The 26,231-nt window shown below is 71.8% G+C and carries 21 protein-coding genes, 3 tRNA genes and 2 pseudogenes; 15 read left to right on the top strand and 11 right to left on the bottom strand.

Going from position 1 to position 26,231, the window contains the following annotated elements:
• The first annotated feature begins 40 nt into the window (after positions 1-40).
• From tadA to ACWDUZ_RS20365, 6 genes are all read left to right on the top strand, one after another.
• Positions 41-472, top strand: a complete 432-nt coding sequence (gene tadA / locus ACWDUZ_RS20390; protein WP_451633266.1) for a tRNA adenosine(34) deaminase TadA — start codon at positions 41-43, stop codon at positions 470-472.
• 78 nt (positions 473-550) lie between these two features.
• Positions 551-635, top strand: a tRNA-Ser gene (locus tag ACWDUZ_RS20385).
• 91 nt (positions 636-726) lie between these two features.
• Positions 727-906 (top strand): hypothetical protein, encoded by a 180-nt coding sequence (locus ACWDUZ_RS20380; RefSeq protein WP_358870185.1) that lies wholly within the window; start codon positions 727-729, stop codon positions 904-906.
• The gene (locus tag ACWDUZ_RS20375; protein WP_451633190.1) at positions 903-1,196 is read left to right on the top strand and encodes a Dabb family protein; all 294 of its coding nucleotides are present in this window, start codon (positions 903-905) and stop codon (positions 1,194-1,196) included. The genes ACWDUZ_RS20380 and ACWDUZ_RS20375 overlap by 4 nt, the downstream gene beginning before the upstream one ends.
• Positions 1,197-1,365: 169 nt before the next feature.
• On the top strand, positions 1,366-2,238 hold the full coding sequence (locus ACWDUZ_RS20370) for an RNA polymerase sigma factor SigF (protein ID WP_451633265.1): 873 nt from the start codon (positions 1,366-1,368) through the stop codon (positions 2,236-2,238).
• Between the two features lie 246 nt (positions 2,239-2,484).
• Positions 2,485-3,411, top strand: a complete 927-nt coding sequence (locus ACWDUZ_RS20365; protein ID WP_451633189.1) for an RNA polymerase sigma factor SigF — start codon at positions 2,485-2,487, stop codon at positions 3,409-3,411.
• 151 nt (positions 3,412-3,562) lie between these two features.
• Here the strand turns inward: ACWDUZ_RS20365 and ACWDUZ_RS20360 are convergent, their stop codons facing one another.
• Entirely contained in the window at positions 3,563-3,754 is a 192-nt protein-coding gene (locus ACWDUZ_RS20360) for a hypothetical protein (protein WP_451633188.1), read from the bottom strand.
• A 338-nt stretch (positions 3,755-4,092) separates the two neighbouring features.
• Between ACWDUZ_RS20360 and ACWDUZ_RS20355 the strand changes: the two genes are divergently transcribed.
• From ACWDUZ_RS20355 to ACWDUZ_RS20340, 4 genes are all read left to right on the top strand, one after another.
• Entirely contained in the window at positions 4,093-4,587 is a 495-nt protein-coding gene (locus ACWDUZ_RS20355; RefSeq protein WP_451633187.1) for a MarR family winged helix-turn-helix transcriptional regulator, read from the top strand.
• A 13-nt stretch (positions 4,588-4,600) separates the two neighbouring features.
• Complete coding sequence (locus ACWDUZ_RS20350) at positions 4,601-7,189, top strand: MFS transporter (protein ID WP_451633186.1); 2,589 nt, start codon at positions 4,601-4,603, stop codon at positions 7,187-7,189.
• A gap of 172 nt (positions 7,190-7,361) precedes the next feature.
• Positions 7,362-8,183 carry a YceI family protein gene (locus tag ACWDUZ_RS20345; RefSeq protein WP_451633185.1) on the top strand — a complete coding sequence of 274 codons (822 nt, stop codon included), beginning with the start codon at positions 7,362-7,364 and terminating at the stop codon, positions 8,181-8,183.
• A 49-nt stretch (positions 8,184-8,232) separates the two neighbouring features.
• Positions 8,233-8,703, top strand: a complete 471-nt coding sequence (locus ACWDUZ_RS20340) for a PPOX class F420-dependent oxidoreductase (protein ID WP_451633184.1) — start codon at positions 8,233-8,235, stop codon at positions 8,701-8,703.
• Here the strand turns inward: ACWDUZ_RS20340 and ACWDUZ_RS20335 are convergent, their stop codons facing one another.
• From ACWDUZ_RS20335 to ACWDUZ_RS20315, 5 genes and pseudogenes are all read right to left on the bottom strand, one after another.
• Positions 8,704-9,468 carry a TetR/AcrR family transcriptional regulator gene (locus ACWDUZ_RS20335; RefSeq protein ID WP_451633183.1) on the bottom strand — a complete coding sequence of 255 codons (765 nt, stop codon included), beginning with the start codon at positions 9,466-9,468 and terminating at the stop codon, positions 8,704-8,706.
• A gap of 188 nt (positions 9,469-9,656) precedes the next feature.
• A pseudogene (locus tag ACWDUZ_RS20330) lies at positions 9,657-9,968 on the bottom strand (two-component sensor histidine kinase); the annotation flags it as partial.
• Between the two features lie 102 nt (positions 9,969-10,070).
• Complete coding sequence (locus ACWDUZ_RS20325; RefSeq protein WP_451633182.1) at positions 10,071-10,811, bottom strand: response regulator transcription factor; 741 nt, start codon at positions 10,809-10,811, stop codon at positions 10,071-10,073.
• Positions 10,812-10,878: 67 nt separating this feature from the next.
• Positions 10,879-11,865, bottom strand: a complete 987-nt coding sequence (locus tag ACWDUZ_RS20320; RefSeq protein WP_451633181.1) for an amidohydrolase family protein — start codon at positions 11,863-11,865, stop codon at positions 10,879-10,881.
• A 45-nt stretch (positions 11,866-11,910) separates the two neighbouring features.
• Complete coding sequence (locus ACWDUZ_RS20315) at positions 11,911-12,792, bottom strand: DUF2797 domain-containing protein (protein ID WP_451633180.1); 882 nt, start codon at positions 12,790-12,792, stop codon at positions 11,911-11,913.
• 204 nt (positions 12,793-12,996) lie between these two features.
• Here ACWDUZ_RS20315 and ACWDUZ_RS20310 point away from each other — a divergent pair, with 204 nt between their 5' ends.
• Positions 12,997-14,310: a DUF1254 domain-containing protein gene (locus tag ACWDUZ_RS20310; RefSeq protein WP_451633179.1), complete on the top strand. Its 1,314-nt coding sequence runs from the start codon at positions 12,997-12,999 to the stop codon at positions 14,308-14,310.
• 190 nt (positions 14,311-14,500) lie between these two features.
• Here the strand turns inward: ACWDUZ_RS20310 and ACWDUZ_RS20305 are convergent.
• Positions 14,501-14,573 (bottom strand) — tRNA-Arg (locus ACWDUZ_RS20305).
• A gap of 254 nt (positions 14,574-14,827) precedes the next feature.
• A tRNA-Ser gene (locus ACWDUZ_RS20300) sits at positions 14,828-14,918 on the bottom strand.
• A gap of 185 nt (positions 14,919-15,103) precedes the next feature.
• Between ACWDUZ_RS20300 and ACWDUZ_RS20295 the strand changes: the two are divergent.
• Positions 15,104-15,583, top strand: a pseudogene (locus ACWDUZ_RS20295) (SSI family serine proteinase inhibitor); the annotation flags it as partial.
• 300 nt (positions 15,584-15,883) lie between these two features.
• A complete protein-coding gene (locus ACWDUZ_RS20290; RefSeq protein ID WP_451633178.1) occupies positions 15,884-20,416 on the top strand; it encodes a PAS domain-containing protein in 4,533 nt (1,510 codons plus the stop codon).
• A 258-nt stretch (positions 20,417-20,674) separates the two neighbouring features.
• Here the strand turns inward: ACWDUZ_RS20290 and ACWDUZ_RS20285 are convergent, their stop codons facing one another.
• The 3 genes from ACWDUZ_RS20285 to ACWDUZ_RS20275 form a co-directional block, all read right to left on the bottom strand.
• A complete protein-coding gene (locus ACWDUZ_RS20285) occupies positions 20,675-22,330 on the bottom strand; it encodes a long-chain fatty acid--CoA ligase (protein ID WP_451633264.1) in 1,656 nt (551 codons plus the stop codon).
• A gap of 240 nt (positions 22,331-22,570) precedes the next feature.
• Positions 22,571-23,131: a SigE family RNA polymerase sigma factor gene (locus tag ACWDUZ_RS20280; protein ID WP_451633177.1), complete on the bottom strand. Its 561-nt coding sequence runs from the start codon at positions 23,129-23,131 to the stop codon at positions 22,571-22,573.
• A 307-nt stretch (positions 23,132-23,438) separates the two neighbouring features.
• Positions 23,439-23,750, bottom strand: coding sequence for a hypothetical protein (locus tag ACWDUZ_RS20275; protein WP_451633176.1), 312 nt, complete (start codon positions 23,748-23,750; stop codon positions 23,439-23,441).
• Between the two features lie 436 nt (positions 23,751-24,186).
• Here ACWDUZ_RS20275 and ACWDUZ_RS20270 point away from each other — a divergent pair, with 436 nt between their 5' ends.
• Entirely contained in the window at positions 24,187-25,065 is an 879-nt protein-coding gene (locus ACWDUZ_RS20270) for a bifunctional DNA primase/polymerase (protein ID WP_451633175.1), read from the top strand.
• A gap of 455 nt (positions 25,066-25,520) precedes the next feature.
• A complete protein-coding gene (locus ACWDUZ_RS20265; protein ID WP_451633174.1) occupies positions 25,521-26,033 on the top strand; it encodes a hypothetical protein in 513 nt (170 codons plus the stop codon).
• Positions 26,034-26,231: the final 198 nt, after the last annotated feature.

Genomic DNA, 26,231 nt, shown 5'->3' with positions numbered 1-26,231 from the left:
CCGCGTGCCCGACCCCGTCCGCGATCCCTGGCGGGACGCGATGCGCCTCGCCCTGCGCGAGGCCGAGGCGGCCGTGGCACGCGGGGACGTCCCGGTCGGTGCCGTGGTGCTGTCCGGTGACGGCACGACCGTGCTCGGAGCAGGACACAACGAACGGGAGGCCACCGGCGACCCGACCGCCCACGCGGAGGTCCTCGCCATCCGGCGGGCCGCCGCGCGGACAGGACAGTGGCGGCTGTCCGGCTGCACGCTGGTGGTCACGCTGGAGCCGTGCACGATGTGCGCGGGGGCCGTGGTGCTCTCCCGCGTGGACCGGGTGGTCTACGGCGCCCGCGACGAGAAGGCGGGCGCCGTCGGCTCGCTCTGGGACGTCGTGCGGGACCGGCGGCTCAACCACCGGCCCGAGGTGATCGAGGGTGTGCTCGCCGACGACTGTGCCGGCCTGCTCACCGAGTTCTTCCGCACCCGCTGAGCTGCGGGCGCTCCGTGACCGCGGGTGTCCGGGAAACGGATTTCGGCCCAGGGCCCGCGGTGCTGTAAGGTCTCCCTCGGTAGCGTGTCCGAGCGGCCGAAGGAGCTCGCCTCGAAAGCGAGTGTGGCGCAAGTCACCGAGGGTTCAAATCCCTCCGCTACCGCTGTAGAAGGGCCCCGTCCACCGGACGGGGCCCTTCGTGCGATCATCGTGCAGCCGACGCCGGGGAGCGACAAGCGACAGGGGAGGCCGCGATGGCGGTGAACGCCAAGAAGATCGTCGTCTATGTGCTCGTGGTCTTCGCGCTGTACGTGATCATCACGGATCCGGCCAAGGCCGCCGATTACGTGCAGATAGGGTTCGAGGGCATATCGGACGCCGCCAAGGCCATCGGCGACTTCATGACATGGGTCGCCCACGGAGGAAACTCATGATCCGCCACCTGGTCCTCTTCAAGCTCAACGAGGGTGTCGAGCGCGACGACCCGCGGGTCGTCGCGGGAGCCGAGGCCTTCCGCGCCCTCGGCGGCCAGATCGACGAGCTGCGCTTCTGGGAGTGCGGCTGGAACATCAGCGACCGGCCCGTGGCCCACGACTTCGCGATCAACTCCGCGGTCGAGGACGCCGACGCCCTGAAGCGGTACCTGGAGCACCCGGCGCACCAGGCGGGCGTCGCCCTGTGGCGCGAGTTCGCCACGTGGGTGATCGCCGACTACGAGTTCTGAGCCGTACGGCTGCACGCTCGGCCCCGCACCGGAACGGTGCGGGGATTTTTCGCGTCTTATGCCCTAATTCATACCTCAACACGTGCTTATGCGGTGCTTGAACCCGATGCACCTGTCTTGTGATGCTATGACCGCTTTTGACGGATGAGTTGACGATGAAGAGGTGGCGTTGACCGTGTCGGCCAGTACTGCGCCGCCCCAGGAGGAATCCACTCAGGCCGCGCCCCCCGGGCCGACCCCGAACCCGAAGCCGACCACCGCACCGGCCCCCGAGAAACGGCGCGGCGCCGACACCCGCGCCCTCACCCAGCTGCTCTTCACCCAGCTGAAGGAGCTCGAACCCGGCACCGCCGAACACTCCCGCGTGCGCGGGGCGCTCATCGAGGCCAACCTACCGCTCGTGCGCTACGCGGCCGCCCGCTTCCGCTCCCGCAACGAGCCGATGGAGGACGTCGTCCAGGTCGGCACCATCGGGCTGATCAACGCCATCGACCGCTTCGACCCCGATCGGGGCGTCCAGTTCCCCACCTTCGCCATGCCCACGGTGGTCGGCGAGATCAAGCGGTACTTCCGCGACAACGTCCGCACCGTCCACGTCCCCCGCCGGCTGCACGAGCTGTGGGTGCAGGTCAACAGCGCGACCGAGGACCTGACGACCAGCTTCGGCCGCTCCCCCACGACCGCGGAGATCGCCGAGCGGCTGCGCATCACCGAGGAGGAGGTGCTCTCCTGCATCGAGGCCGGGAGGTCGTACCACGCGACCTCGCTGGAGGCGGCCCAGGAGGGCGACGGGCTGCCCGGGCTGCTGGACCGGCTCGGCTACGAGGACCCGGCCCTGGACGGCGTCGAGCACCGCGACCTGGTCCGCCACCTCCTCGTCCAACTCCCCGAACGGGAACAGCGCATCCTGCTGCTGCGCTACTACAGCAATCTCACCCAGTCGCAGATCAGTGCCGAACTCGGCGTCTCCCAGATGCACGTGTCCCGGCTGCTCGCGCGCAGCTTCCAGCGGTTGAGATCCGCAAACAGGATCGAGGCGTAACCGTCACGAGCGAATCGCCCAGCTGGGAAGATTCCGACAAGGACGATCCGATACCCCGTCAGAACGCCGTCTGCCAGGGCCGATTCGCGGATCGGATGTCGACATGTCACTACAGCGCGTTGCCGACATGTGACATTCTGCGGGAAGCGCGTTTGCCGCGGCTTCGGCTCCGGTATTCAGGTGAAGGCTGAGTTCTCCTCGTCAGAGAGCCCGGCCGCGACCGTCCCGCGACCCAGAGGGGGTGGCATGTCCGCAGACCAGGGCAGCTCCAAGGTGCTGACGCTCTTGAAGAGCGAGGCGCCGTCCCCGGCGCTCGAGCCGATCGACGCCCTCGACGACGTGACGGCCCTCGCGGCCGTCCCGGCCCCGGCCCTGCCGGCCACTCCCACCCCGGCACTGCCGCCCTCGGAGATCATCGACACCCGCACCCTGTCCCGCTCCCTGTTCCTGCGGCTCGCCGCGCTCGACGAGGACAGTCCCGAGCGCGCCTACGTCCGGGACACCCTGATCGAGCTCAACCTCCCGCTGGTCCGCTACGCCGCCGCCCGCTTCCGCTCGCGCAACGAGCCGATGGAGGACATCGTCCAGGTCGGCACCATCGGCCTGATCAAGGCGATCGACCGCTTCGACTGCGAACGCGGCGTGGAGTTCCCGACGTTCGCGATGCCGACCGTGGTCGGGGAGATCAAGCGCTTCTTCCGGGACACGTCCTGGTCGGTGCGGGTGCCCAGGCGCCTTCAGGAGCTGCGGCTCGCCCTGACCAAGGCCAGCGACGAACTGTCGCAGAAGCTGGACCGGTCGCCGACCGTCGGCGAACTCGCCGCGGTCCTGGGCGTCTCGGAAGAGGACGTCGTCGACGGCCTCGCGGTCGGCAATGCCTACACCGCCTCCTCCCTCGACTCCCCGGCTCCCGAGGACGACGGAGGCGAGGGTTCCCTGGCGGACCGCCTCGGCTACGAGGACACGGCGCTGGAGGGGGTGGAGTACCGCGAGTCGCTCAAGCCGCTGCTCGCCAAGCTGCCGCCCCGGGAACGGCGGATCATCATGCTGCGGTTCTTCGCCAACATGACCCAGTCGCAGATCGGCGAGGAGGTCGGCATCTCGCAGATGCACGTCTCCCGGCTGCTCACCCGGACCCTCGCCCAGCTGCGGGAAGGACTCATCTCGGACTGACGCCGCCGAACAGGGCGTCGCGTACGACGACATCGACTCACGGCCGTCGAGGCGCCGCTGCGGGCGCCCCGGCGGCCGTCGTCCGTCCGGGCGGTGGCCCGGGTGGCCGCCGGCCCGTCCGCGAGCCCCGCCCGGACGTCGAACGCCAGGTCTACTTGAACGCCAGCCAGGCGACGGCCGCGACGATCACCACGGCGACGACACCGAGGATCAGGCCGACGCGCGACCCGGAGGAGGTCTCCTGCTGCCGCGCGGCCGGGGGAGCCTCGTCGACGAACGCGCGGAACATCTGGGTGCTGCCGGCGGGGTCGTAATTGCCCTGGGGGCCCTGGGTGTTAGCCATGGCCCGAGACCCTAGCGAAAACGCGGTGACGGCCCAAGCGCGGGGCCCTTTCCGTTGCCGCCCGAGAGGCAGCCGAGCCGCGCGGCCGTCCCCGGGTGCCACCGCCCAGGGACCCCCGCTCCGCTCCGAACGGCGACGTCCTCGAGCACCGGGCGGGCTGCTTTGTGCCGACGTGGGCCGAAAAAGCGGCTCCACCAGCTCGGCCCGCTCGCCACCTGCGAGTTTACGTTTGCAATACTTGCCTTTGCCAAGTTTTTGCGCCGTCAGGCCCGTATTTGTTTGCCTGCAGCAACCAACCGCTCGTATGGTTGCCCCAAGCAACGATTACGGGAGGTGTGATGGCCGAGCACGCGCAGTACGAAGAGCTGGCGCGTCAGCTCAGCGCCATCGGAGCCGTGAAGCGGGACATGGGACGGATCCTGCCGTCCGACTGTCCGGCGGGCTCGGCCGCGGTACTGACGCTGCTGGGCCACCACGGCGACATGCGCATCAGCAAGCTCGCGGAGCTGCTCGCCGTCGACATGTCGGTCACCAGCCGGCACGTGGCCCACGTCGCCGCGCGCGGCTGGATCGACCGGCTGCCGGACCCTGCCGACAAGCGCTCGCGCATCCTCCGCCTGACGCCCGCCGGCCTGGAGCGGCTGGACGACATGTACCGGCGGACCACGCACCTTTTCGCCGATCGGCTGAGCGACTGGACCGACGACGAGGTCGGTCAGCTGATCCGGTGGATGACCCGGCTGCGCGAAAGCTTCGGCGACTGCCGGTCCACGCCGGCCCGGATTCCCGCGCCCGTAGTCGAAGAGACCACCCGTACACCCGCAAGCACGTAAGCAAAGGAAGCCCATGGCAACGACCACACCAGCCGGTGTGCGGGCTCACGCCAAGCATGGGGGAGGCTCCCCGGGGAGCGCTCCGATGTCCCACCGGCAGATCATGGAGGCGCTCTCCGGGCTGCTGCTCGGCATGTTCGTGGCGATCCTGTCGTCCACGATCGTCTCCAACGCACTGCCGAAGATCATCGGTGACCTCGGCGGCGGCCAGTCCGCCTACACCTGGGTGGTCACGGCCGCCCTGCTGTCGATGACCGCGGCCACTCCCCTGTGGGGCAAGCTCGCCGACCTGTACAGCAAGAAGGCGCTCGTCCAGATAGCGCTCATCATCTACGTCGTCGCGTCGATGGCGGCCGGTCTCTCGCAGAACCCCGGCATGCTGATCGTCTGCCGTGTGGTGCAGGGCATCGGCGTCGGCGGTCTGTCCGCCCTGGCGCAGATCGTCATGGCCGCGATGATCTCCCCGCGCGAGCGGGGCCGTTACTCCGGTTACCTGGGTGCCACGTTCGCCGTCGCCACCGTCGGCGGCCCGCTGCTCGGCGGTGTCATCACCGACACCTCCTGGCTGGGCTGGCGCTGGTGCTTCTACGTCGGCGTGCCGTTCGCGGTGCTCGCGCTGATCGTGCTGCAGAAGACCCTGCACCTGCCCGTCGTGAAGCGTCAGGTGAAGGTCGACTGGGGCGGCGCGTTCCTGATCTCCGCCGCCGTCTCGCTGCTGCTGGTCTGGGTCACCTTCGCCGGCGACAAGTACGAGTGGATGTCATGGCAGACGGCCGCGATGGTCGGCGGTGCGATCGTGCTCGGCCTGCTGTTCGTGCTCGTCGAGGCCAAGGCCAGCGAGCCGATCATCCCGCTGCGGCTGTTCCGCAACCGCACCATCACGCTCTCGTCGCTCGCCTCGCTCTTCGTCGGCATCGCGATGTTCACCGGCACCGTCTTCTTCAGCCAGTACTTCCAGCTGGCCCGGGACAAGTCCCCGACGATGTCCGGCATCCTGACGATCCCGATGATCGGCGGCCTGTTCGTCTCCTCCACCGTCTCCGGCCAGTTCATCACCCGTACCGGCCGCTGGAAGGGGTGGCTGGTCAGCGGTGGCGTGCTGGTGACGGCCGGTCTGGGTCTGCTGGGCACCATCCGGTACGACACCGCCTACTGGAAGATGGCCGTCTTCATGGCGCTGCTGGGTCTCGGCATCGGCATGATGATGCAGAACCTGGTGCTGTGCACGCAGAACCAGGTGGCCCCGAGCGACCTGGGTTCCGCCAGCTCCACGGTCACCTTCTTCCGTTCCCTGGGCGGTGCGATCGGCGTCTCCGCGCTCGGCGCGGTGATGGCCGACCGGATCACCCACTACGTCAAGGACGGCCTGACCGACCTCGGCCCGAAGTACGCCAAGCTCGCGGGCGGCTCCGGCACCGGAACCGACACCATCCCGGACATGAACGCGCTGCCGAAGCCGCTGCGCACGGTCGTGGAGAGCGCCTACGGGCACGGCATCGCCGACATCTTCCTGATCGCCGGCGCGCTGGCCGCCGTCGCCTTCCTGATCACACTGTTCATCAAGGAGGTTCCGCTGCGCACCAAGGGCGCGCTGGCGCAGGCCGCCGACGACGAGAGCGCCCCGGTGGACCCGGCCGCGACCCCCGTCGTCGCCGAAGCCGAGACCACCGCCGCCGAGGCCGCCGCGGCGTCCACCCCGGCCGAGGAGCCGGTGCCCAGCTGGGCATCCGCCACCGCCGGCGCGGAGGCGGGCCCGGAGAGCACGCGGGACCCGCTCGGCACCCAGCGGCCGGCCGCGGTCGCCACGGTGGCGCCCGGTGAGCCGGCCGCCGGCTCCGGCGGCGGCATCCCGGTGCGCGGCTTCGTCCGGGGCGCCGAGAGCGCGCCGGTGCCGCAGGCCGCGGTCACGCTGATCTCGCTGGCCGGCCGCCAGCTGGGCCGGTCGGTCGCGCAGGCCGACGGCGCCTACGCGCTGGACGCGCCGGGCGCGGGCTCCTACGTCCTGATCGCCTCCGCCGACGGCTTCCAGCCGCAGGCGTCCACGATCGTCGTGAACGGCGAGCCGCTGGCGTACGACATCCTGCTCAGCGGCACCAGCGGGCTGACCGGTGTGGTGCGGGCCGTGGAGAACGGGCTGCCGGTCAAGGACGCCATGGTGATCGTCACCGATGTGCGCGGCGACCTGCTGGCCACGGGTACCACCGGTGGGCAGGGCGAGTTCTCCTTCGCCGAGCTGGTGCCGGGTGCGGTGACCGTCGCGGTGAACGCCGCCGGGTACCGCCCGCGGGCGCTGCCGGTCGAGGTGGGCGGCACCGGGGTCACCCGGGTCGAGATCGACCTCGACTCCGGCGCGCAGCTCCAGGGCGTCGTCCGGGCCCCGCACGGTCCCCTCGCGGACGCCCGCGTGACCCTGGTGGACGCGGCGGGCAACGTGGTCGGCACGGCCACCACCGGCACGGACGGGGCGTACGCCTTCACCGACCTCGACAGCGGTGAGTACACCGTCATCGCGACGGGCTACCCGCCGGTGGCGACGGCCCTGACCGTCACCGGCCGCGGTGTCGACGACCACGACATCGAACTCGCCCACCCCGGCGAGTAGTCCGGACCCGGCCCGTGGCGGGGCGTGCTCCGAGCGGAGGTGCGCCCCACCGCGGGTCGGTGTCATATGACCAATTTGAACGGCTTTGCACGCGAGTGAGCCGGAGGGGCTACACCGGCACCGGCTGGGGCCGCCCCGCAGGCGAACGAGCAATCGAAAGGCAGAAAACGGGATGGGACTGACCGCGAGGATCCGCACCCGGGACGGATGGGCCGTGTCGCACGCGGTCGTCACCGTGACCGACATGAGGGGCACACAGGTGCTGCGCGCCGAGGCCGACCCCGAGGGCGCCGTACGGGACATCACCGAACTGGCACCGGGCGCCTACACGGTCATCGTCACCGCGGTCGGCTACGCGCCCGCCGCCTCCAGCGCCATCGTCACCGCCAGTGGCCGGGCCGAGGTCGGCACGGTGACCCTGGCCCGCCAGGGCGGCACCGAACTGCCGCCGCCGGGGCCGTGGACCATCGACCCGGTGCACTCCTCGGTCGCCGCGGTCGCCCAGCACCTGGGCATCTCCAGCGTGCACGGCCGGTTCACGGACTTCTCGGGAACCATCGAGATCGCCCCGGACGAAGTCGCCAAGTCCCGTGTGGAGGCCGTCATCCGCGCCGCCTCCATCGACACGGGCAACGGCATGCGCGACGGCCATCTGAAGTCCCCTGACTTCCTGGACGCCGAGCGGTTCCCGGAGATCACCTACCGTTCCACCGGGCTGACCGCCGCCGGCTCGGACCGCTGGACCGTCCACGGCGAGCTGACCATGCGCGGCGTGGTCCGCCCGGTCGACCTGGACCTCGCCTATCTGGGCACCGGCGCCGACCCCTGGGGCGGCACCAGGGCCGCGTTCCGCGCGACCACGGAACTGCGCCGCGAGGACTTCGCCATGAACTACAACCAGGTCGTCCAGGCGGGCATCGCCGCCGTCGGCACCACCCTGAAGGTGGAGCTGGACATCCAGGCGGTGCAGGGCGACTCGCTGCCCCAGGCGTAGGCACGGCAGGGTCAGCCACCGGGGCTCTCTCGGCGCTTAGGCTGGCCCCATGGCACCGAACATCGCGACCAACACCCGCGTCTCGCGGGACGAACTGCTGGACTTCGTACGGCCCCGCCACCGGGCCCTGCTGATCACCCGCCGCGCCGACGGCGACCCGCAGGCCTCCCCGCTGACCTGCGGGGTCGACGACTCCGGACGGATCGTGGTCTCCACCTACCCGGAGCGGGCCAAGACCCGCAACGCCAAGCGGGACGTGCGCGTGAGCCTCGTCGTGCTGAGCGACGAGTGGAACGGGCCGTGGGTGCAGATCGACGGCACGGCCGAGGTCATCGACACGCCGGACTCCGTGGAACCACTGGTGGAGTACTACCGCAACATCGCGGGCGAGCACCCCGACTGGGACGAGTACCGCCAGGCCATGGTCAAGCAGGGCAAGTCGCTCATCCGGATCACGCCGGAGCGATGGGGTCCGGTGGCCACGGGCGGCTTCCCGGCACGGCTCGCCGGTGAGGGGTGATCAGCCCCGGGCGACCATCGCCTCGATGCCCGCGATCAGCAGGTCCAGGGCGTAGGTGAAGTCGCGGTCCAGCATCTCCGCGACCGTGTCCCCGCCGCGGGCGTCCATGATCTCCTTGGACTGCTCGATGTAGTCCGCGACCGGCGGATGCTGCAACACCGCGCTCATCGCCTGTTCGTAGTAGGCGTCCGGCGTCATGCCGCTGTCCGCGATCCGGGACCGGAACTGGGCCTCGATCGTGCCGTAGCCGTAGACGAACTGGAAGACGGCCGAGATCGCGCTCGTCACACGGTGCGCGGGCAGCCCGGCACGGCGGATGACCCGCTGCACCGTCCGCGAGAACTCCAGATGGTTCGGGCCGATGTTGAGATAGCGGCCCGCCAGCGGCGACAGCCAGGGGTGGCGTACCAGCTGCGCGCGGTACTCGGCGGTGAGAGCGCGCAGCTGGTCGCGCCAGTCCTCGTCGGCCTCCGGGTCGGGCAGGCGTACCTCCCCGAAGGCGGCGTCCAGGGCGAGTTCGAGCAGGTCGTCCTTGGTGTCGACGTACCAGTACACGGACATGGCCGTCACGTTCAGCTCGGCCGCGAGCCGGCGCATGGAGAACTTGGCCAGCCCCTCCGCGTCCAGCAGCCGCACCGTGGCGTCGGTGATCCTCTGCCGGTCGAGTCCCGACGGCTGTCCGCCGCCGCGTCCGCCCCGGCGCGCCCTGCCCTCCAGCCAGACACTGGTCCGCGCCGCCTCCTCGGCGCCGGCTGCCCTCACCATGGCGCACCTTCCCATCGGTCCGATGCCGTCATGCTAAGCGGCCGCTGAGGCGCCATCCGCACGCGCTGCCGGACGACCTCCATCTCCGCGTCCGTGTTCCCCCGCGCTCTCCCTTGCCCGCTCCGACCCGTGCGGCAGCGCCATCGCGAGCGGTCCGCCGACCGGCACGGCCGCCGCGCCGACCGGCCGGTCTCGCCCACCGTGGCGGCGGTGACCGAGCCGTCGCTCACCGACGCCACGGTCGTGCCCTGCGGCTGCGGGCCCCTGGTGACGAAATCGGTGAGCCTGATCTTCTTGCTCGGCGGCGGCACGGGGCCGTGGCCGCCGTTCCGGCGGGCGTCGGACGGCATGGCGCCGGACGCCCGCGCGGCGACCTCCTCGAGCTGTCCGTCCAGCTGTTCGTACAGGTGCGAGCGCAGTGCCGGTGTGGTCGTCGTGCCGATCACCGCGCAGACCACGGCGATCAGCAGCACGGACGCGACGACGAGCCGCGTGCGCAGCGAGCGGGGCGCCCGGGGGAGGAAGCGGCGCGTGCGGCCCGCCGGATGTGCGCGGCTGCCGGGCTCGTCGCTGCTGCTGCGTACGCGGCCGTCGCCGCACGTTCAGGACGCGGCGGGCTTGAGCAGGTAACCGGCGCCGCGCCGGGTGTGGATCATCGGCTCACGGCCGGCGTCGATCTTGCGGCGCAGGTAGGAGATGTAGAGCTCGACCACGTTGGCCTGCCCGCCGAAGTCGTAGGACCACACACGGTCCAGGATCTGCGCCTTGCTGAGCACGCGCCGCGGGTTGCGCATGAGGAAGCGCAGCAGTTCGAACTCGGTGGCCGTGAGGTGGATGTCCTGCCCGCCCCGGGAGACCTCGTGGCTGTCCTCGTCGAGCACCAGATCGCCGACCACCAGTACCGAGTCGGAGCGCCGGTCGGCGGCGCCGGAGCGGCGTATCAGCCCGCGCAGCCGCGCCACGACCTCCTCCAGGCTGAACGGCTTGGTGACGTAGTCGTCGCCGCCCGCCGTCAGCCCGGCGATACGGTCCTCGACGGCGTCCTTGGCGGTGAGGAAGAGAACGGGCACGTCCGGCAGCTCGTGGCGCAGCCGCCGCAGGACGGACAGTCCGTCCATGTCGGGCAGCATCATGTCGAGGACGACGGCGTCGGGCCGGAACTCGCGTGCGGCCCGGACGGCCGCCTGCCCGTCCCCGGCGCTGCGGATCTGCCAGCCCTCGTAGCGCAGGGCCATGGAGAGCAGTTCGCTGATCGACTGCTCGTCGTCCACCACAAGCACCCGGACGGGGCTCCCGTCCGGCCTGAGCAGTTCGGTGCGCCCCTGGGGCGAGATCGTGGTCATGGTGGCAACCCTGTCGGCCGCCTGTGAGAGCCGGCTTGCGCAAGTCTGTGATTTCCCTGAGAAACGCTCAGGCGTCTTGGGGGGCGGCCCGGTGGGCGTCTCGGGAAGGGTTCTGGTCCAGGCCGAACAGCCGCGCCCCGTTGTCGTGGCAGACCGCGCGCAGCCAGTCGTCGCCGAGCTCCAGCCGTTCCAGGGCGTGCAGTTGGTGGACGTAGGGGTAGGGGAGGTTGGGGAAGTCCGAGCCGAGCAGGACGCGGTCGCCGAGAGCGACCAGCCGCGGCAGGGCGCGGCGCGGGAACGGGGCGAACCGTTCGCTGAAGTCGGTGAACGCCATGGTGGTGTCCAGCCGCACCTGCTCGTACCGCTCGGCGAGATCGAGGAAGTCCTCGTACTCGGGCATGCCCAGGTGAGCGACGACCAGCCGCAGCCGGGGGTGGCGGGCGAGTACGCGGGCGATCGGCTCCGGCCCGGTGTGCTTGCCCGGCGCGGGACCGGACCCGCAGTGGATCACCACGGGGACACCCGCGTCGGCGAGCAACCCCCAGACTTGGTCGAGGAGTTCGTCGGCGGGATCGTACGCGCCGACCTGGACGTGCGCCTTGAAGACGCGCGCGCCCGCCTCGACGGCCTCCTGGACGTAGGCGTGCACGCCGTCCTCGGGGAAGAGGGTCGAGGTGTGCAGGCAGTCGGGGGTGCGGCGGGCGAAGTCGGCCGCCCAGCCGTTCAGCCACCGGGCCATACCGGGCTTGTGCGGGTAGAGCATGGCGGTGAAGGCCCGCACCCCGAACTCGCGCAGCCTGGCGACCCGGTGCCGCTCCTCCTCCCGGTAGGTGATCGGCCACTCGATGCCTCCGGTGAGCGGGCCCAGCCCGTCGAAGTACGCCCAGACCTTGCGCAGCACCCGCTCGGGCATGAAGTGGGTGTGCACGTCGACGAGCGCCCGCACCCCGATGCGCTCGCGGAACCGCCGCACTTCCGCGCTCTCCGCGGCAACCGCCGCGCCCCGGGACGAACCGGGAGCCGCGGGACCCGTATCCCGCACGTGATCATTCATACGGCCCACGATCACCCCGGCTCCCGCATCGCGTCCACCCCGCCCTCAGAACAACCCGTCCTGCACACCACCGGCCTCCCTCCCCTCCTTCAAGGGCCGCACCGGCACGCTCGAGGCATCCGGCCCGGCCGGCCCGAGCTCCCACCCGCCCATCAGTCGCGTATCGAGCACCACGACCCCTCTCCCGGTGGCCAGATGCAGGTCCGGCCCCGCTGCCGCGACCAGCTCACCGCTCACGGTCCCGCCCGCGACCAGCTCACTCACCTCACCGACGGCGGCGGGCACCCCGTCCAGACCGAACACGGTCACATGATCGACGGGCCGGAACGGCGCCCGCTCCAGCGACTCCGGCCAGCCGCCGAGTGCGAGGGCCCTGCGGTGCAGCTCCGCGATCTCGGCGGCCCGATCGGCGGACCCGGCCGGCAGCCGCGACCGTACGGCCCGCTTCTCGGCGTACGGAATCCGGTCGGGCACCTTGAGCGCGGCGCGCAGCAACTCCTCCGTGCGGCGCGCGGCCATCAGCGGACCGGCACCGAGCCAGCTGAAGCAGACGGCGCCCTGCTCCAGCAGCCGTGCCGGCCCCCGCTCCACCGCCGTGATCCCGACCTTCGCCATCCCGGTCCCGAACCAGGCCAGATACACGTGATACGGCCGCCGGTCGTCCGCGATGGTGTCCGCGGCCACCGAGTGCGCCCGCTCCAGCCGCGCGCACTCCTCGCACCGCGCCCCCGTACTCCGCCCCGACACGACCGCCCGCACCGGGCACGCATGCCCCCGCGCCCCCACGCACGTGCGCACTCCCCCTTCCGCGACCTCGAAGGCGACCCGCTTCCCCCACGTCAGCGCGCTGGACCGCCCGCCCTGCCACACCAGCACGGGCCCACCGACCGACCACCGCAACCCCGAGCACTTCCACACCTGGCCCATCCCTGACGAGGCTACGACCCCCCACTGACAACGCCCCCGCGTCCCGCCTGACGGCTCCCCGGTCACCGCACGACGCCCGCCGACCCGGGAGGCGATCAGCACGGGTACGCGCCGGCGTCTCACGTCGCTGATGTGCGTGCGCAGTGACAGCCTGACAAGGGGAGGCACCTCGTTCTCACGCTCGTCGGGGAGAGGAGTGGCGGCATGTCGAAGCTGGCCGATGATCTGCGGACGCTGAGCCGCGAGGCCTATGTCTATCTGTATCCGCTGGTGCTGATGGACGTCACGCGTGAACAGACCGTGAGCGTCCCGGAGGGCGTCAAACCCGCCTCCGGACCGCCGAACCAGTTCCACCACCTCCGCCAGTTCCCGTCGGCGGACTTCCGCATCGTGGTGCGCCCGAACTTCGACACGCTGTATTCGGCGGCCTGGCTGGACCTGACCGGCGGACCGGTGGACGTGTCCATCGGCGACACGGAGGACAGGTACTTCCTGATGCCGATGCTCGACATGTGGACCGATGTGTTCGCCGTGCCGGGCAAGCGCACCACGGGTACCGGCACCCAGAGCTACACTCTCGTCGCGAACGGCGACCAGGTCGACGACCCCGGGGACACCACGGTCATCCAGGCACCGACGCCGTATGTGTGGATCATCGGCCGGACGCAGACCAACGGTCCGGACGACTACGAGTTCGTCAACGCCCTTCAGGACGGCTACAGGATCACTCCCCGCACGCCGACGGCCCCCGAGACCGGACGCGAAGGCGTGACGCAGATCGACGAGCCACTCGGCCACGTCAACCGACTCGGCGCCGTCGACTTCTTCCGCCGTGGCACCGAACTGATGGCCGTTCATCCGCCGCATCCCACGGATTTCTCGATCCTGTCCCGCATCGCGGATCTCGGTGTCGTCCCCGGCCGCCACTTCCCGGACAGCAGCTTCAGCGAGGAGCAACTGGCGGCAATTCAGACGGGCGCGAGCGAGGCCCTGGAGCAGATGCTGACGGCAGCCCGTGCCTCCGCCCTGGGCCGACGGGTCAACGGCTGGTCCGTTCCCGCCGAGAACATCGGCGTCTACGGCAACGACTACTTCCGGCGGGCCCTCGTCGCCATGGTCGGGCTGGGCGCCAACCCACCCGAAGACGCCGTCTATCCGGTGCTCGCGGTCGACGCGGACGGAGAGCCGCTGGTGGGCGAGCGTGACTACGTGATGCACTTCGACGCCGGGGCGCTGCCACCGGTCTGCGCGTTCTGGTCGGTCACCATGTACGACCACGTCGGCTTCCAGGCGCCGAACGAGTTGAACCGCTTCGCCCTCGGCGACCGCGATCGGCTGAACTACAACGCCGACGGCTCCCTCGACATCTTCATCAGCCATGTCAATCCCGGCGCCGATCGCGAACCGAACTGGCTACCCGCCCCCACCGGCCCGCTCGGCGTCACCATGCGTCTGTACGCCCCCCGTCCGGAAGTCCTCGACGGCCGCTGGCAACCCCCCGTCGTACGCAAGGCCTGACTCGTCGGCCGGCGCAGGGACCCCGGCCAGACGCCGGTCGCCCTCCAGGATGCCGCGATCAAGGCCACGGCTCGGGCGCATGCCGTGGCCGATGAGGAGATCGGCGAGTACGCGATTTCCCTGGTCAATCCCCCGAAGCGCCGTCACCGACGCCAGAGGCCCCGGATCTCTCCGGGGCCTCTGGTCTGTGCGCACTCGGCAGGATTCGAACCTGCAACCTTCTGATCCGTAGTCAGATGCTCTATCCGTTAAGCTACGAGTGCTTGTTCTGTTTTTCGTCTTCGCTTTCGGTCCTTCCGGCCCGCTCGCGGCGACAGGAAGAACATTACATGACTGCCGCCGTCATGTGAAATCCATTCCCCGCACCCCTTGTGAGCTGCGGAAACGCGGTTCGCGGCGGGAGACGCAGAGGGCCTGGGACGGTGGGGCGTCGGGCCACGCGGTCCGGGGTGCACGGCCCCTACGACCGGTACGACGAAGCCCCGGTCCAGTGGACCGGGGCTTCGGTGATCTTGCGCGGAGGCGGAGGGATTTGAACCCTCGATGGGCTTTAAGGCCCAAACCGCATTAGCAGTGCGGCGCCATAGACCGGACTAGGCGACGCCTCCAGCACAACCGCTCACGCGAGCGCGCGATCGGTGCGTGCAGATGATGACACACACGAGCGGGGTGTCACCAATCGCTCCCCACGGTACTAGGCAGACGGGGCCCAGGGCAAAGTCCTTGCCGGGGCGTCGTCCGGTCGCGTCGACCGGCGCAACGCCTCGCGGGCCGACGCGTTGGTCCGGGCATGATGCAGTTCAGCTCACGCCTCCAGCGCCGCCGGCCGCGGCGGCTCCTGCTCGGGGCCTCGGCGTCCGTCGTCGCGCTCACCGTCACCGCGCTCTCCGCCCTGCCCGCCGCCGCCTCCGCCGGCGCGCCGCCCCCGGTCCGGGACGAGGACCGGGCCGGGGATCACCTCACCGTCACCGTGCGGCACGCCGGTGACGGGAGGGACGGGACGTTCGAGCTGTACTGCCATCCCGGCGGCGGGAGCCATCCCGACGCGCGGGGCGCGTGCGCGGTGCTCGACCGGAGCACGCGCTGGGGCCGTGACGCCTTCGCCCCCGCGCCGCCGGACGGCCTCTGCACCATGCAGTACGGCGGGCCGGCCACCGCCCGCGTCACCGGGACCTGGGCCGGCCGGCCCGTCGACGCGGCGTACGACCGCGGCGACGGCTGCGCGATCGGCCGCTGGGACCGGCTCGTGCCGCTCCTGCCCGACCTCGGTTCCCGAGGTCCCGCCGTCCCGGTCCCGAAGAGCGTGGAGGCCGCGATTCCTGAGGCGGCCGAGGTCGCGGTTCAGGTGTCGGCGAAGGCCGCGATCCCGGAGTCGGTGAAGGTCGTGCGGAGGTCGTGCGAAGCGGAATCGTACGGTCACGGGTTCGACGTCACTTCCTCGTGCGACCTCCCTCTCATCCGGCGTCGCGGGCGCAACCTCAGCGCATAGACTCGCTCGCGTGACACGCTGCGGGCCGGTTGGCAAGATGACCCCCGCGGTCGGCAAGGTGCGGTAACAGGGAGGAAGCGTCTCGTGAGCAGCAGGCCATCCCGAGGCGCTGCTCGCCTCGCTGCCATACTCGACGCCCTGCCCGACGCCCTGGTGCTGGTCAACGCCAACGGCACCGTCGTCAACGCCAACACCATCGCCCTGGAGGCCTTCGAGACCCCGGGCACGGCCCTGGTGGGTCGCGGGCTGCTCGATCTGCTGCCGCAGTTCGACTCCAAGCTGATCCCCGGCTCCATGCGGCGCCCCGACCACATCGACCCGCGCGGGCGGACCAAGCCGACCCGGATGACGGCGCGCCGCACCGACGGCAGCGAGTTCCCGGTCGAGGTCACGAGCGCGAATCTGGAGAACGGCCAGCAGGCGTACGACGGCTCCGGCTACAAAGGCGACGAGTTGCTGATGCTGGTCGTGCGCGACCTGTCCGGCACCGTCGACACCGAGGCGGAGCTGGCCCGTTCGCAGCGGCAGACCGAGATGATCCTGCGGGCGGCCGCCGAGGGCGTCGTGGGCACCGACACCGACGGCCGGATCGTGCTCGTCAACCCCGCCGCCGCGCAGATCCTGGGCTACCGCGCCGGTGAGCTCGGCGGCCGCGAGCTGCACACCCTCGTGCTCCACTCGCGCGCCGACGGCTCGCCCTTCCCGTACGAGGAGTCGCCGCTCTCCGACACCCTGCGCTCGGGCCGCAAGCACCGGGTGCGCGGGCAGGTGCTGTGGTCCAAGGCCGGGGACAAGGTCCCCGTCGATCTGACCACCGCGCCCGTGCGCGACGGCGACCAGCTCGTCGGCGCCGTGATGACGTTCACCGACCGGCGCCCCTACGACGCCCTCGCCGAGGAGAAGGCCGCCGCGGAGCAGCGGCACGCCGAGGAGCTCGAACGGCTCGCCGAGGAGCACGCCTCCGAGCTCACCGCCCTGCGCCAGCAGCACGTCACCGAGATCGAGGAGCTCACCGAGCGGCACGCGGAGGAACTCGCGGCCGGTGAGGAGCGGTACGCCGCGCTCGGTGAGCGGGAGAAGGACCGCTACGAGGCGCTCGCGGGCCGCCACGAGCAGCTGCTGACGCTCCTGGGCGGCTCCCTGCGCGGCCCCCTGGACGAGCTGCGCCGCGAGCTGGCGGCACTCGCCGCCGACGACGCGGGCCAGCTGTGGCCCGAGGCCAACCAGGTGCTGCACCATCTCTCGGCCGGCTACTCGCGCATCACCACCCTCATCGACAACGTCCTCTCCTACCAGCGCCTCGACGTCGGCAGCGAGGACATCACCCGGACCAAGGCCATGCTCGACGCCGTGGTGGCCGCCGGTGTCGACGGGGCCGTCGAGCTCGTCGGGCCCGGCCGGGTGCAGTTCGCCGTGCACGCGCCGCCCATCGAGGCCGAGGTCGACCCGCATCGGCTCGCCACCGCGCTCGCGCATCTCGTCGCGGACGTCGCCGGCGTCGACGCGACCGGCAACGCACCGGTGTCGGCAGGCGGTTACATGGACAACACCGTGGTGGTGGCGGCCGCCCAGCGCGGCGAGGTCGTACGGATCGAGGTGCGCGGGCCGTACGCCGGGGGAGACCCGGTGCACCAGCCGATCGTGCGCGGCATCGTCCGGGCGCACGGCGGTGTGCTGCAGACCCATGAAGTGCCCGGCATGAGCGGCAGCGCCTACGTGCTCGAGGTGCCCATCGGGGGCGGCGCCGGGGCCGTGGTCCACGACCAGCAGGGCCAGGCGGGGACGGCGGGATCCGCGGCAGAGGTGGAGCCGGCGGCGAGTTCGGGTACGGAGGCGGGATCCGCCGCGTCCGGTGGAGGGGCCGTTTCGACGGAGATCGCCGTGGCCGGGGCGCCCACCGTGCCCGCGCAGGCCTCGGGCGGACGGCGCCGGGCCCGGCGGGCGTCCACGGACGCGTTCCTGGGAAGCGGCAGCGAGGGTGACGCCCCCGCTTCCGGTGGCCAGGCCACTCCGACCGGGCGGCGCAGGAGGCGCCCGGCCGAGGAGCCCGCGCCGGTCCCTGCCCAGGGCCGGACGCAGGACTCGGCCCAGGGAGCCGAGGGCTCCGGCGGTACGGGCCGGCGGCGCGGCCGGCCCGCCGAGGACCCGGCCGTGGCCGAGGGCGCCGTGGTCACGGCGGCCGAGCACGCGGCGGGAGCGGCGGCCTCCGGTTCCGGCCTGGGCGGCACGGTGCCGCCGCAGGGCGTGCCCTCGCCCACCGGACGGCGCGCCCGGCGCGAGTCCGGTGAACCCCAGGCTCTCCCGCCCGCGCTGCCCGTGGCGCCGGATGCCACGGCCGCCGCCGCTGACTCAGCTGACGGTTCCGCCACCGCGCCCGCCCAGCAGCCGACCGGGCGGCGTCGGCGTGCCCTCGCGGCGGCCACCGAGCGCGCGGCCGCGCAGGAGGCGGCTCCTCGTACGGTCTTCGCTCTTCCGCCCGCCGACGTCGACCGGCCTGCGCCCCAGGCCGAGCCCATGCCCGCGCCCGCGGCGCAGGGGACGGGAGTGCCGCAGCAGGTGCAGATTCCGGGGCAGGCCGGCGGTCCTGGATCGGGGGCCGGTGCCGGTTCGGACGCCGAAGCGGGGCAGCACGATGCCGTGTCCGCCGGGCAGTCCGACACCCACACGCCCCCGCAGCCGCACCCCGCGACCGCGCCGACCGGACGACGGCGACGGGCGGTGGCCCAGCCACCGGCGCAGGGCGTGACCGCGCAGGCAGCGCAGGGGACGATCGGACAGGGCGTGCCCGCTCAGGGTGGTCCGATGCCGCAGGGTCTTCCCGGACAGCCGGCCGGCGCACAGCTGCCTCCGGCGCAGGCGTCCGGCCGGGGCCCGCTGGCCCCGGAACAGGCCGCCACCGGCCGGCCGCTCCCGGGCGGGGCGGCGCCCGTGCACGCCACCCCGGCCCACGGCCTCCCCGCCGAGGCCACCCCCTCCGCACAGCAGACCGCCTCCGTGCAGCAGACACCGGCCGCCGGTACGCCGGCTCCGCAGCCGTGGCCCGCTACCGGTGAGGCGCTGGGCCCCGGCGTCCCCGTGCCACCGAACGGTTCGGCCGGGCCCGTGCCGCCGAACGGCACCGCGGCCGTCGTACCGCCGCAAGGCGCCCCGGCCGCTCCGGCCGGCCCGAACGGGGCGGGCGCCCTCCTGCCCCCGAACGCATCCGGCACGCCGCCTCACGGCACCCCGGCCCACGGCACAATTCCCGGCACCCCGCTGCCGCCCGAGCAGACCGCCGGACAGCCCGTCGCCCAGGCCGCTCGGCCCCCGCAGGCCGCACAGGCCGCCGGGCAGCCCGCCGCTTCGCCCGCCCCCGGTGGCGGTGCTCCGCGGGCGGCTCAGCCGCTGCCTACCGAGGCCGCCGCGCCCGTCGACCCGAACTCCACCCAGGGCCGGGCGATCAGCGTGCGGACGCTGGGGCAGGGCGTGCCCTTCAGCCGCCAGGCCGCCCAGGTGCAGCAGCCGTCGGCCACCCCGCCCCCGCACACGGCGGGCGGTTCCGGCCGCCGCCGGAAACTGGGCACGCCCCCGGACCCGGCCGCCGCACGTCCCGAGCAGCAGCGGCCCGAGCAGACGGCGCGCCCTCGCCCGTCGGCCGAACAGGCCTCCGGACAGCCGTCCCTGGGCGGTTCTGCCCTGGGACCGGCCGCCACCCCTGCCGCCCCCGGAACCCCGGCGCAGCCCTCGCCGGCCCCCGGGCAGCCCCGGCTCGCGCAGACCACCGAGGGCGCCGGGCGGTCGTACGCCATAGGAGCCCCGGACGAGAACGCCGCCGAGGGACCCGAACCGCTGGACGGCCCCGGTGGTGCCGTCGAGGTCGCGGACATGCCGCGTCCGCAGCCGCTGGACGACGAACTGCCGCCGGAGCCGCTCGACAACCCGCGTCGGCTGCTGGTCTGGCCGGCCCCGGACGCCGCCACGCAGCAGGCGCTGAGCGACCGCGGCTACCGGCCGGTGATCGTGCACTCGCGCGAGGAGGTCGACGCGCAGATCGCGGCCTTCCCCGCCGCGCTCTTCGTGGACCCGCTGACCGGACCGATCACGCGCACCGCGCTCCAGTCGCTGCGGCAGGCGGCCGTCGCCGCGGAGGTGCCCGTGCTGGTCACGGCCGGGCTCGGGCAGGCCACCCGTGAGGCGGCCTACGGCGCCGACCCCGCCGTGCTGCTGAAGGCGCTGGCGCCGCGCGACAGCGAGCAGCACCCGCCGCGGGTGCTGCTGGTCGAGGAGCACGCGGAGATCGCGCTGGCCCTGACCGCGACGCTGGAACGGCGTGGCATGCAGGTTGCGCGGGCCGCGAGCGACGGCGACGCGGTGACGCTGGCGGGACAGTTCCGGCCCAATCTGGTGGTGATGGACCTGATGCAGGTGCACCGCGGCCGGGCCGGGATCCTGGACTGGCTGCGCGCGAACGGGCAGCTCAACCGCACGCCGCTCGTCGTCTACACGGCCGCCGTCGACCAGGCGGACCTACCGCGGCTGGCCTCCGGCGAGACGGTGCTGTTCCTCGCCGAGCGGTCGACGAGCGACGAGGTCCAGACCCGGATCGTCGACCTGCTGGCCCGTATCGGCACCAACTGAGGGCTGTCCCGTGATACGCGGTGGATCAGCGCGCGGCGTCGGATGCCGGGGGCACCTCCCACGCCGTTCATGCAGTGGCGGAGCATCGCACGGCGGAGGGACGTCCGCCTACCGGGCGTGTGCGGATGTTCCGACAACGCGGCGAGGTGCCGAGGGCGGCGTCGCGCGCCCGCCGGGGATCGCTGGACAGCCCTTGGGCTTCGGCACCCATGAGAAGGGCCCGCCCTCATCGGTTTCCCGAGACGGCGGGCCCGGCGCTCACAGCTGGGTGACGTCCAGTTCCCCGTCGGCGTACCGCCTGCGCAGCACCTTCTTGTCGAACTTGCCGACGCTGGTCTTCGGGACCGCCTCGACGATCGTCCAGCGCTCGGGGAGCTGCCACCTGGCGATCCTCCCTTCCTCGGCGAGGAAGGCGCGCAGGGTCTCGAAGTCTGCGGTGGCGCCCGGCTTGAGGACGACCGTGGCCAGCGGGCGTTCGCCCCACTTGTCGTCGGGGACGGCGACGACGGCGGCCTCGGCGACGTCCGGGTGGGACATCAGGGCGTTCTCCAGGTCCACCGAGGAGATCCATTCGCCGCCGGACTTGATGACGTCCTTGGCGCGGTCGGTGAGGGTGAGGTAGCCGTCCGGGCTGATCGTGCCCACGTCGCCGGTCTTCAGCCAGCCGTCCTCGCTGAACTTGTCGGCGGGGCGCAGCGGTTCCGCGTCGGGCCCGTTGTAGTAGGCGCCGGCGATCCACGGGCCCCGGACCTCCAGCTCGCCCGCCGACTGGCCGTCCCAGGGGAGGCGCTCGCCACCGGGGCCGGTCAGCCGGGCCTCCACACCGGCCGGGAAGCGGCCCTGGGTGAGGCGGTAGCCCAACTCCTCGTCGGTGCCGACCGCGTACGCCGGTGGACGGGCCACCGTGCCGAGCGGGGAGGTCTCCGTCATGCCCCAGGCGTGGCAGACCCGCATGCCGAGCTTGTCGAAGGCCTCCATCAGGGAGGGCGGGCAGGCCGCGCCGCCGATGGTGACCTGGACCAGGGAGGAGACGTCACGGGGGTGGGCGGTCAGCTCGGCGAGCAGGCCCTGCCAGATGGTGGGGACGGCGGCTGCGTGGGTCGGCTTCTCGCGCTCGATCATCTCCGCGATCGGGGCGGGCTGCAGGAACCGGTCCGGCATCAGCATGTTGATGCCGGTCACGAAGGCGGCGTGCGGCAGGCCCCAGGCGTTGACGTGGAACTGGGGGACGACGACCAGCGAGGTGTCCTGGTCGGTCAGCCCCATCGACTGGGTCATGTTGAGCTGCATCGAGTGCAGGTAGATCGAACGGTGGCTGTAGACCACGCCCTTGGGGTCGCCGGTGGTGCCGGAGGTGTAGCACATGGCGGCGGCCTGGCGTTCGTCGAGCTCCGGCCAGTCGTACGTGGTCGGCTTGCCGGCGATCAGGTCCTCGTACTCGTGCACCTGCGCGGCGGATCCGTCGAGCGGGGAGCGGTCGCCGGGGCCGGAGACGACGACGTGCTCGACCGTCTTCAGCCGCGGCAGCAGCGGGGCGAGCAGCGGGATCAGGGAGCCGTTGACGATGATCACACGGTCGGCGGCGTGGTTGACGATCCAGGCGAGCTGCTCGGCGGGCAGGCGCAGGTTGAGGGTGTGCAGCACGGCGCCCATGGAGGGCACCGCGAAGTACGTCTCGACGTGCTCGGCGTTGTTCCACATCAGGGTCGCGACCCGGTCGTCGCCGCGGACGCCGAGGTCGTCCCGCAGGGCGTTCGCCAGTTGTGTCGCGCGCAGGCCCGCCTCGGCGAAGCTGCGTCGCTGCGGCTCGCCCTCCCCGGTCCAGGTGGTGATCTGGGACCGTCCGTGCACCAGCGCCCCGTGGACGAGGATGCGGGTGACGGTCAGCGGTACGTCCTGCATGGTGCTCAGCACGGCGTCCTCCCGGAACGGCATGGCCTACGCGGTGGTAGGGGATCGCCTACGCGGTAGTAGGGTTCGCGCTGATTCTGCGCACATACCATTCGGTATGTCACTAGGGGCGGACGATCGATCACGTGACCTTCTGCACGAGCCCCTCCGCGCCGGGCGTCGGCACGGGGCCCGTCCCGAGCCGGCTCAGGGGCCCGCGCAAACGGTTGCGGCGCCGTGCCGGCAGGTTCCGGCCGCCCCGCCTCAGCGCACCAGCCCCAGCTCCGGATCCTCGCGCAGCTTGCCGAGCGCCCGGGAGACCGCCGACTTCACCGTGCCGACGGAGACGCCGAGCACCTCGGCCGTCTGCACCTCCGAGAGGTCCTCGTAGTACCTGAGGACGACCATCGCCCGCTGCCGCGCGGGCAGCTTCAGGATCGCCCGCCACATGGCGTCGCGCAGCGCCTGCTGCTCCGCGGGATCGGCCGCGCCCGGTACGGGCTCCGGCTCGGGCAGCTCGTCACAGCTGAACTCGTCGACCTTGCGCTTGCGCCACTGCGACGTACGGGTGTTCAGCAACGCGCGGCGGACGTAGCCGTCCAGCGCCCGGTGGTCCTCGATCCGCTCCCACGCGAGATACGTCTTGGTGAGCGCGGTCTGCAACAGGTCTTCCGCGTCGCTCGGGTTCGCGGTCAGCGACCGGGCGGTGCGCAGCAGCACCGACTGGCGGGCCCGCACGTACGACGCGAACGACGGATACGCCAGGCTCTGCGTCGCCGCCGGTACGGCCGCGGTCGACGCGCTGGTGCAGACGGGTGTGGTCATGCCTCCACGCTAGGAGCGCCGACGCCCGCGGCGTATCGCCCGCAGGTCCTGAAGCCGAGTCCCCCTCAGGTTGTAGGGGTGGGGTTGTCCGCACCTCCTGAGGGTGGACGAGGAACCGGGCCGTACTGCGGGTTCACCCCTGGGTGACGGTCCGGGTGGCACCGTACGCCGACCGCCGAAGACACGGAAGACGCCTGCGCGGCGGTACCGAAGCACCGCCGCGCCGACGTGTGTTGCGTCCCCACGAGCAGACCCACGTGTGTTCAGGGCCGGCGGATCCCCAGTGTGCGCGCCGGCCCACCCCGGCTCACCACAGCGGGGTGAAGCCGATGGCGACGTTCCTGTTGCCCTGCTGGACGGCGGTGAACGCGGAGCCGTCGACCTGGGCGGTGTTGCTCTGGTTCGAGGCGCCGTTGCCGACCGCCTGCTGCTGCGTGGTGGACGAGTTGCCGCTGTTGTCGTGGCCGACCCCGCTGCCGACGACCCCGGCGATGCCCGCGTTCGATCCGTTGTCCGCGAAGGCGCCGTTGTCCGCGGCCGCGACGCCGGCGAAGAGGGCCGCCGCGAGAGGGACGGCCGCGACGGCGGCGAGAACGCGGACGGTACGGATGCTTGCCATATTGCTCCTCCAGTACGAGGTACGCACCGGCTGCCTGCCGGAGTACGTGACACTGCGTGAAGCTGCGTGAAGCGATCTGAACTCTGAACTACGGCTTTCACCAGGGAAGTTGGCCGACCACCCCGGCGGTTTCTCACGACGTCGCAAGATCAGAGTCGCCCATGAGTCCCCTCCGAACCACCCCGGAAGCCGTGATTCGCACGCAAGCGTGAGGACAAGTCGATAAACCCCCTTCGCCACCTTTCTTGTCCCACACCCCCCACACCGCACCGAACCGGGCGCCGACCGCCCGAGCGATCCCCAACCGCCGCAAGGGGTGAAGCGTTCCGCCAAACCCCGCCGCGAATCGACCCGAAGTCGACAATTCCCCGCGCACGGCGCGATCCGCCACACCTGACCCCTTCCGTTCTTCGAACATACATACGAAACTGGAGGCATGGCCACCATCGACCGGCAGGCCACGACGCTGGCCCTCGCACACGCACTGTCAGCCGCCGAACGCGGCCTGGCCGTCATCCCCCTGTCCCGGACGAAACTCCCGGCCCTGCGCTCACCGCACCGCGCCGACGCGCCCGACCCGTCCCGGCCGCGCTGCCACGGCGAGTGCGGCCGCTTCGGTCACGGCGTGTACGACGCCTCCACCGACCCGGCCCGCATCCGCGAGTTGTTCGCCGCCGCTCCCTGGGCCACCGGCTACGGCATCGCCTGCGGCCTGCCCCCGCACCACCTGATCGGCGTCGACCTCGACACCAAGGCCGGCACGGACGCCCCGGCGGCCCTGCGCGAGATCGCCCTGCGCCACCTGTTCACCATCCCGCCCACGGTGGTGGTCATGACTCCGAGCGGCGGCCGCCACCTGTGGCTCACCGGGCCACCGGACGTCGTCGTCCCGAACTCGGCCGGCCGACTGGCGCCCGGCATCGACATCCGCGGCGCCGGCGGCTACCTCGTCGGCCCCGGCTCCCGCACCGCACACGGCGCGTACGCCGTCGCCCCCGGCACCGCCCACCTCGCACCCGCCCCCTGCCCACGCGCCCTGCTCAGGCTCCTCCTGCCACCGCCCCGCGCGCCCCGCCATCCCGCCCCTGCGTCGACGGGCGGGCACGGCCAGGGCCTGGTGCAGTTCGTCCTGGGCGCCCACGAGGGCCAGCGCAACACCCGCCTGTTCTGGGCGGCCTGCCGCGCCTACGAACACGGCATCGGCCCCGACCTCGCCGCCCCCCTGCTCGCCGCCGCCCTCCACACCGGCCTCCCCGAACACGAGGCCCGAGCCACCCTCACCTCGGCAGCCCGCCTCATGGGCCACCGGCCGTGAGGAGCCCTTCGGGAATCAGCAGCGCAAAGCAGAGGGACTTCACGGCTTTCCCGGTCCGGCAACCGGCCCATGTCTGCTCTGCGACTGCTCGGTACCGTGCGCCGCAAGGGGACGGCTGGTTCAGTCGTCGCCGCAACCGCGGAACGTCCCTGAAACCGCCGACCGCGCAGGCGAACTCGGCGAAGTCCACGTCGGCAATGCTCGTATCACCGATGACCTCGGGGGACCACCGGGCGGGGACACGGAATGTCCGTCCGAATTCGCCGTTGCGGCCGACGGCCAGGCGCGGAGCCGAAGGCCCGACCGACAGTGGCCGCCCCTTCATTCCCACGTCGCGCATCTGAGCGAAAACTGTGCGCGCCCTGCAGTGGAACACATCACGCGGGCATACATGTGTCACGTTTTCTCGAGAAAACAGACTTATGCCCGCTGTCACCAGAAAAGGAGCGCATGGAGTGAAACAGAAGCGCAGGGTTGCTGCCTCGCTGGCAGCCGCAGTCGCCATGACGTTCGTCGGAGCCGGAACAGCAAAAGCTGCGCAGCAGCCCGAGACACCGAACGGCATGACCGCCCGCGCAGGCATCGCATCCAATGGCGGGTGCGACCACGGCCACGACCAGAACTGCCCGAAGCCCCCGCCCGTGCCGCGTGGATGCTTCGACATCGACTCGGCAGTGCAAGACCCGGACAAGTACCTCGGGGTGGTGTGTGACGGACGTGTGTACGTCCTGACGGTCCGAGAGGCGCCGCCCTCGGCCCCTACGCCTGTGGGCGACTGGCAACTCGTGACAGGCACGCCCTCGACACCGGCGCCGACCAACGTCGTCGACGCCACACTGGCGACGCGCGACAACGAGGTCTACGTCAGCGTACTGACCGCGACCGGTGCGGTGTACCAGGGTGTTTGCACCGCAACAGAGCCGCTCACGGTACCGTGCACCTTCACGCAGATGCCCACGCCTCCGTGACAGGAGCCAGGCGGGTGGCGTCGTCACTGACGTGATGGGTCCGCTGGTTGCGCTACAGCGGGGAAGTACAGCGACCGCAACGACCGATCCTGGTGACATCCTCCTAGTAGGGCTTGGTCAGGTTCACTCGCCGGTGGCGTGTCCGTTTGATCGGGTGTGTCGTTGACGGGGTGTGCTGGGTGGGGAGTTGGCCGCGGT

It is taken from the genome of Streptomyces sp. NPDC003393 (assembly GCF_053589015.1).
The sequence above is the reverse complement of the archived record's forward strand: the minus strand, read 5'-3'. Positions and strand labels throughout refer to the sequence as shown.